The sequence below is a fragment of the Halomonas rhizosphaerae genome (assembly GCF_030010555.1).
GTDB classification, from domain to species: domain Bacteria; phylum Pseudomonadota; class Gammaproteobacteria; order Pseudomonadales; family Halomonadaceae; genus Halomonas; species Halomonas rhizosphaerae.
The window spans coordinates 21086-27305 of sequence record NZ_JASCQP010000042.1; the positions used below are offsets into that span (position 1 = coordinate 21086).

Here is a 6220-nt window from a genome sequence, read left to right on the forward strand (position 1 = left end):
AAGGCGGTGGCGCCCCTCAGCTGCCGCGGTAGGTGGAATAGCCATAGGGGGAGAGCAGCAGCGGCACATGGTAGTGCTGCCCGGCATCGGCCACGCCGAAGCGCAGCGGGATCACGTCGAGGAAGCGCGGCTCCTCGGCCTCGATGCCCCGGGCGCGCAGGTAGTCGCCAGCGTGGAAGACCAGCTCGTACTCGCCGGTGGCGAAGTCGCCGCCCTCCAGGAGGGGGGCATCGCAGCGCCCGTCATCGTTGGTGACGACCTCCTTGAGCCGGGTGCGGGTCTCGCCCTCGAGGCGGAAGACCTCGATGCGGATGCCCTGGCCGGGGCGGCCCTGGGCGGTGTCCAGCACATGAGTGGTCAGGTATCCCATGGGGTTCTCCTTTGCGTGTCGCGTCGGTACGTGCCTGGCGCTGCCCTGACCGGGCAGGCATCATGAAGTCCACAATGAGGACAGTTTTAGCCTTTATTGGGGTACATTTCAAAATTTTTTTGTATACACTTTATGGAAAGGGCATCGAGATACTTCGATCACCCACCACGGCCTGCCCGCCGCCGCGTGCGCCACCAGGCCGCAACACCAAGCAGAGGAGCCCCCAGGATGACCGACAAGATCCTCACCCCGCGTCCCAGCCGGCTGGACCAGCAGGCCTTCGTGACCCACTACGGCGACATCTACGAGCACTCTCCCTGGGTCGCCGAGCTCGCCTGGCAGCGCGGCCTGTCTTCCGCCGAGGACACCCCCCAGGGGCTCGCCGAGGTGATGGGTGCCGTGCTGCGTGAGGCCAGCCCCGAACGCCAGCTCGAGGTGATCCGTGCCCACCCGGACCTCGCCGGCAAGGCAGCCGTCGCCGGTGAGCTGACCGACGACTCGACCCGCGAGCAGGCCGGCGCCGGCCTCGACCAGTGCACGCCCGAGGAGTTGGCCCGCTTCGAGCGCCTCAACGCCGACTACAAGGCGAAGTTCGGCTTCCCCTTCGTGATGGCCGTCAAGGGCAGCGACCGTCATGCCATCCTTGCCGCCTTCGAGGCGCGCCTGCCCAACGACCCGGCCGATGAGCGCCGCACCGCCATCGAGCAGATCAACCGCATCGCTCGCTTCCGCCTGGACGCCCGGATCAACTGAGCGAGGGGCTCCTCCGGCACGCCCGCCGGCCGCTAAGAGGGGCCCCGCCCCCGCTGAGCTCCCCGAACGCAAGCGAGCAGCCGAGATGTCGGCTGCTCGCTTGCAGCCTTGCCGGACGGGGGCTTCTCCCACCCGGCAAGGCGGATCACGCGGCACTCGCCTCAGCCGCCTCGCGCGCCCCCCGCGGCACGGCTGGCCCTGGCGCCTTCCCGCCCGGCAGCACCGATCTCCTCGGCATGGGGGCCACCCTCGGTCTGGCCGGCGGCCTCCGCATCCGCCCTGGCGATCTCCTCGCGCTCCCGGGCCTCGTCGGCCAGCGAGGTGCGGGGCAGCACGATATTGAGCACGAAGGCGGTGATGGCCGCCACCACGATGGGCGCCCCACCGATGAGGTTCTTCAGCATCGCCGGGAACTGCTCGATCGCGGCGGGCACCTGGGCGATCCCCAGGCTAAGCGCCAGCGCCAGCCCCACGATGGTCATGTTGCGGGCCGACAGCTCATCCTTGATGAGCAGCTGGATCCCGGTCATGGTGATCATGCCGAAGACGATGATGGTGGCCCCGCCCAGCACCGGGTAGGGAATGGTGGTCATGATGGCGCCGAACTTGGGACTCAGGCCGGCCAGGATCATGAACAGCCCGGCGATGGCCAGCACATAGCGGCTGATTACCTTGGTCATCGCCACGATCCCGACATTCTGGCTGAACGTGGAGGTCGGCAGGGCCCCGAAGAAGGCACTCACGGCCGTAGTCAGGCCGTTCCCCAGCAACCCGCCGGTCAGCTCTCGAGTCTTCAGCTCGCGGTTCATGCCGCCCACGGTGGTGGCGGACAGGTCGCCGATGGTCTGCACGGAGTTGATCACGCAGATCACGACCATGGACACGATGGCGGCGGTATGGAACTCCATCTCGAAGGGCATCACCTCCGGCACCGCGACCCACTCGGCCTCCGCCACGGAGGCGAAGCTGACCATGCCAAGGGCCAGCGAGAGCAGGTAGCCCACCAGGATGCCGACCATGATGGCCGACAGCTTGACCACCCCCCTGCCGAACTGGGAGGCCACCAGGACCGTGAGCAGCGTGACCAGGCCGACGGCCCAGTTGATGGGCGCCCCGAACCCCGGCGCGTCGGTGTTGCCGCTGCCCGCCATGTAGCGGATGGCGATGTCGTAGAGCGACAGGCCGATCACCAGCACCACGGTCCCCGCCACCACCGGCGGGAAGAGGTGTCGGATGTACTGGATGAAGTAGCCCACCACCATCATGGTGATGCCGCCGACCAGCTGGGCGCCGATGAGACCCTCGATGCCGAACTGGCCGCCCACCGCGATGAGCGTGGGCACATAGGCGAAGCCCACCCCGAAGATGGCGGGGAGTCGCGCACCGAACTTCCAGACACCGTAGAGATGGAAGAGCGTGCATACCCCGGAGGCCAGCACGGCGATCTGGATCAGCAGCAGCTTCTCGGCGGGCGTCGCGCCCACCACGCCGGCGATGATGATGGGCGGCGTGATGACACCGGCCAGCATGGCGAGGACATGCTGCAGGGAGATCGGCAAGGCCTTGGGTAGCGGTGGCTTGCCGTGGAAATCGAAGATCGAGGTGTTCCTGGGGTTTGTCTGCATGGGTAAGACCACTGCTGTTGTTGTCTTCATATTTTTGTATACAAAATACCCTGGCATACTGTCGCACACTTTGAAATGCACTTACTCACATAGTCGTACACAATCATAGTCCGGCGCTGTCCGGGTTCCCGACAGCCGTCAGCTGGGCGGGAGCCCCGTGATCGCCGGTCGCGCCCGGCCTAGAGGTGCCACTCCAGCTGGAACATCAAGGCATCGGTATCCACGCCCGGCTTGCCGTGGTTGCCGAACTTGTTGCGCCAGTACTCATAGCCGGCGCCGACCCACAGGGTGTTCTCGCCACCCCAGGCCAGCCGCCCCACATCCAGCATCAGGCTGGACCGCATCAGCTGCTCGGTCTCGGTGGCCACCCCGAAATAGTCGTCGCCCTTCTCGCCGTTGAGGTTGAAGAAGCCCTGGAACTTCATCGGCAGCGGGCCCGCCTCGAACGGCAACCCCCAGGCCAGGCTGAGCTGGTAGTAAGGGTCGAAGGAGAGACTGTTACGGTTGCCGGGCAGGCCACAGGCCTCGAGGCCGCAGTGGTTCCACTCATGGCTGTAGAGGAGGCTGAGGTCGACGAAGCCGCGCGGCACATCGAGCTTGAGGGTCGGCCCCACCAGCAGCTGGCGCTTGCGCGGCGCGAAGGCCGTGTTCTTGGTATTGAGGTCGACGCCGACCGTCAGTGCCATGTCCCTGACCGGGCCGAAGGCGATCGGCGCCTCCAGGATCTTGCCGGCGTGAAGCTGGTGACGGTAGACGAGGTAGGCCTCGGTGGCGCCGCTGCTGCTGCCACTGGCCGGGTCGGCACTGTCCGACTGCAGCAGGTCGAGGTTGAGAAAATTCTGGCCAAGCGCGTAGCCGCTGACATGGGTGACCTGCAGGACGTGCTTTGCCATCCGGCCGGAATTGCCGGGCTCGTGGAACTGGGTGCCGTAGCGGTAGCCGATGGCGGTATCGCTCCAGTCGTCCGCCTGGGCCGCGCCGGTCGCGAGCGTGGCCAGGAGCGCAGCACCGGCGGCCCATTGGCGGGAGGGGCTATCGAGCATGGAAGCATCTCCGGTTGTTGGTGTTGTAGCGAGACGGTCTTGCTTGCCGGGCCGGCGTGCCCGCGACGCTTGGACGACACTCGGCCCGACAATATGTCTAACACTACACAAATATTTTGTATACCGGAAACAATTTCCATTGACCACACTGAGAGGCGCGACAAGGTCGACACCCGCGCCGGACGAGTGTTTCGCACAGCAGGAGTGGCGGCCTACACTGGAGACACCTCTTCCCAATCAGGAGCACCGACATGTTCCGTGATCGCCTCGATGCCGCCGAGCGCCTGGCTCGACGCCTCTCCCACCTGAAGGGGCAAGCCCCCCTGGTCCTGGCCATCCCGCGGGGCGCGGTGCCCATGGGCCGACTGATCGCCGATGCCCTCGAGGGCGACCTGGACGTGGTGCTGGTACGCAAGCTGGGGGCACCGGGCAATCCCGAATTTGCCATCGGCGCGGTCAGCGAGGATGGCAGCGTGGCGTTGGAGGAAACGGCGCGGCGGTACCGCGAGGAGGCGGTGACCCGCGAGACGGAGCGGCAGCGAGCCCTGCTCGAGGAGCGCCGCCGCCGCTATACGCCGGTGCGTGCCCCCATCGACCCGAAGGGACGCATCGTGGTGGTGGTGGATGATGGCAGTGCTACCGGGGCCACCATGGCGGCGGCCCTGAGCACCCTGAGATCACGGGGTCCGCAGACGCTGATCGCCGCCATGGGGGCGGCTCCGCCGGACACCGTGGCACGGCTCGAGACCCTGGCCGACGAGGTGGTCTGCCTGGAGATGCCCTGGAACTTTCAGGCCGTGGGCCAGTTCTTCGCCGACTTCAGGCAGGTGGAGGACGAGGAAGTCATCGCGCTGCTGGGCAGCGAACACGGCTGAGGGGGTCAGGAGGCCCGCAAAAAAGAACACGGGTGCCACCCGAGGGTGACGACCCGTGAATGCCGGCCGGAGCCGGCGCTTGCCATGCTCGATGGCCTGTCGCCTTACTTGGCTGCCGTGGTGGCGGCCTTGACGCCGTCCTCGGCGAGCTTCTGACTCTTCTGGACGTACTCCTGGCTCAGGCTCATGATCTTCTCGGCGTCGCCGCGCAGACGCTCGCCCATGTCCTGGGTGGCCTTCTGCTGGGACTGCACGACCGACTTCAGGCTGTCGGCGTCACGCACGTCCAGCCAGCCGCGGGCCTGGGCCAGGCCCATGTCGGCCAGGGCACGGACCGCGTCGAACTGGGCGGCGACCAGCTTCTCGGTGTAGTCGAGGTTGAGGGCGCCGAAGTTGCGTGCGGGTGCCACGAACATGGACTCGAACTGTTCGGTGGCCTGTTGGGTGGTTGCCTTGCTCATGAAACACCTCCATTTGTGGTGGGACTCCAGGGCCTGTCGCCCGGTGCTGCATTGCAACATAGCAGGCCTTTTTGTGCGGCGCAACATGAAGAGGGACATATCCGTCCAGTACCACGCCGTCGGCCATGAACAACGACGCCCGGCCGGGTGAACTGACCCCCAATCGTTGGACGGTTAGTTCTCTTAACCGGCGGCCATGGCCTGAGTCCTGTATTGCACGGGGCTCAGGCCTTTTAGTCTCTGCTTGATCCGTTGATGGTTGTAGTAGTGGATGTAGTCGGCAATGCCTTGCTGCAACTGCTCAACGGTGTCGAACCGGTTCAGATGGAAGTACTCGGCTTTCAGGGTGCCGAAAAAACTCTCCATGGCGGCATTGTCCAGACAATTCCCTTTCCGTGACATGCTGCGCAGTATCCGTTTCTCCACCACCAGGCGACGATAGTTGGGGTGCCGGTAATGCCATCCCTGATCCGAGTGCAATAGAGGCCGATCACCCGGCCTCAGCCGGTCGAAGGCGCTCCTCAACATGTGCTTCACCAGGCCCAATACCGGTCGTGGCCCGGTCTGGAAGGCGATGATTTCGCCGTTATACAGATCCATGACCGGTGACAGGTAGAGCTTCTGGTCATCGACCTTGAATTCGGTGATGTCGGTCACCCATCGTTGATTCGGTCCTTGGGCCTGAAACCGACGCCGTAGCGTATTCGGGGCGGCGTAGCCCTCGGCTCCTCGATAAGCCCGATACCGCTTGGGGCGAACGAGGGACTTCAAGCCCAGTTGTTGCATCAACCGCTGGACGGTCTTGTGGTTGACCGCCTCGCCTGTCTGGCGCAGCACAGCGGTGATACGGCGATAGCCATAGCGTCCCTTGTGGTAATCATAGATCGCCTGGATACGCGCCTTCAGAGACGCATACGGATCGCCAGCCCCCAGGGCCTTGAGCTGGTAGTAGAACGTGCTGCGCGGTAGCGATGCCGCACGTAGCAGCAGCGCCAGTGGGTGCTCATGCCTTAACCCTTGGACGGCTTGGGCTTTTTGCCCCGTGTCGTCGCCCACTTCTCTCGGGTCAAGGCATCGAGCTTTTTTAGATAGG

General features: G+C 65.2%; 7 protein-coding genes. 2 read left to right on the top strand and 5 right to left on the bottom strand.

The genetic code is table 11. The annotated features are described in order from the left end of the window. Nucleotides 1–16: 16 nt before the first annotated feature. Nucleotides 17–370, bottom strand: a complete 354-nt coding sequence (gene uraH / locus QLQ83_RS17490; RefSeq protein ID WP_282736797.1) for a hydroxyisourate hydrolase — start codon at nucleotides 368–370, stop codon at nucleotides 17–19. A gap of 228 nt (nucleotides 371–598) precedes the next feature. Between uraH and uraD the strand changes: the two genes are divergently transcribed. After that, nucleotides 599–1123: a 2-oxo-4-hydroxy-4-carboxy-5-ureidoimidazoline decarboxylase gene (gene uraD, locus QLQ83_RS17495; protein WP_282736798.1), complete on the top strand. Its 525-nt coding sequence runs from the start codon at nucleotides 599–601 to the stop codon at nucleotides 1121–1123. 161 nt (nucleotides 1124–1284) lie between these two features. Here uraD and QLQ83_RS17500 read toward each other — a convergent pair whose 3' ends face one another. Further along, nucleotides 1285–2748 (bottom strand): uracil-xanthine permease family protein, encoded by a 1464-nt coding sequence (locus QLQ83_RS17500; protein ID WP_282736799.1) that lies wholly within the window; start codon nucleotides 2746–2748, stop codon nucleotides 1285–1287. Between the two features lie 179 nt (nucleotides 2749–2927). Further along, the gene (locus tag QLQ83_RS17505) at nucleotides 2928–3791 is read right to left on the bottom strand and encodes a hypothetical protein (protein ID WP_282736800.1); all 864 of its coding nucleotides are present in this window, start codon (nucleotides 3789–3791) and stop codon (nucleotides 2928–2930) included. Nucleotides 3792–4042: 251 nt separating this feature from the next. Here QLQ83_RS17505 and QLQ83_RS17510 point away from each other — a divergent pair, with 251 nt between their 5' ends. Then, nucleotides 4043–4666: a phosphoribosyltransferase gene (locus tag QLQ83_RS17510; RefSeq protein ID WP_282736801.1), complete on the top strand. Its 624-nt coding sequence runs from the start codon at nucleotides 4043–4045 to the stop codon at nucleotides 4664–4666. A 104-nt stretch (nucleotides 4667–4770) separates the two neighbouring features. Here QLQ83_RS17510 and QLQ83_RS17515 read toward each other — a convergent pair whose 3' ends face one another. Both QLQ83_RS17515 and QLQ83_RS17520 read right to left on the bottom strand, forming a co-directional pair. Continuing rightward, nucleotides 4771–5127, bottom strand: coding sequence for a phasin family protein (locus QLQ83_RS17515; RefSeq protein WP_282736802.1), 357 nt, complete (start codon nucleotides 5125–5127; stop codon nucleotides 4771–4773). A 183-nt stretch (nucleotides 5128–5310) separates the two neighbouring features. Then, the coding region (locus tag QLQ83_RS17520; protein ID WP_282733855.1) for an IS3 family transposase at nucleotides 5311–6220 on the bottom strand (910 nt) is incomplete at its 5' end.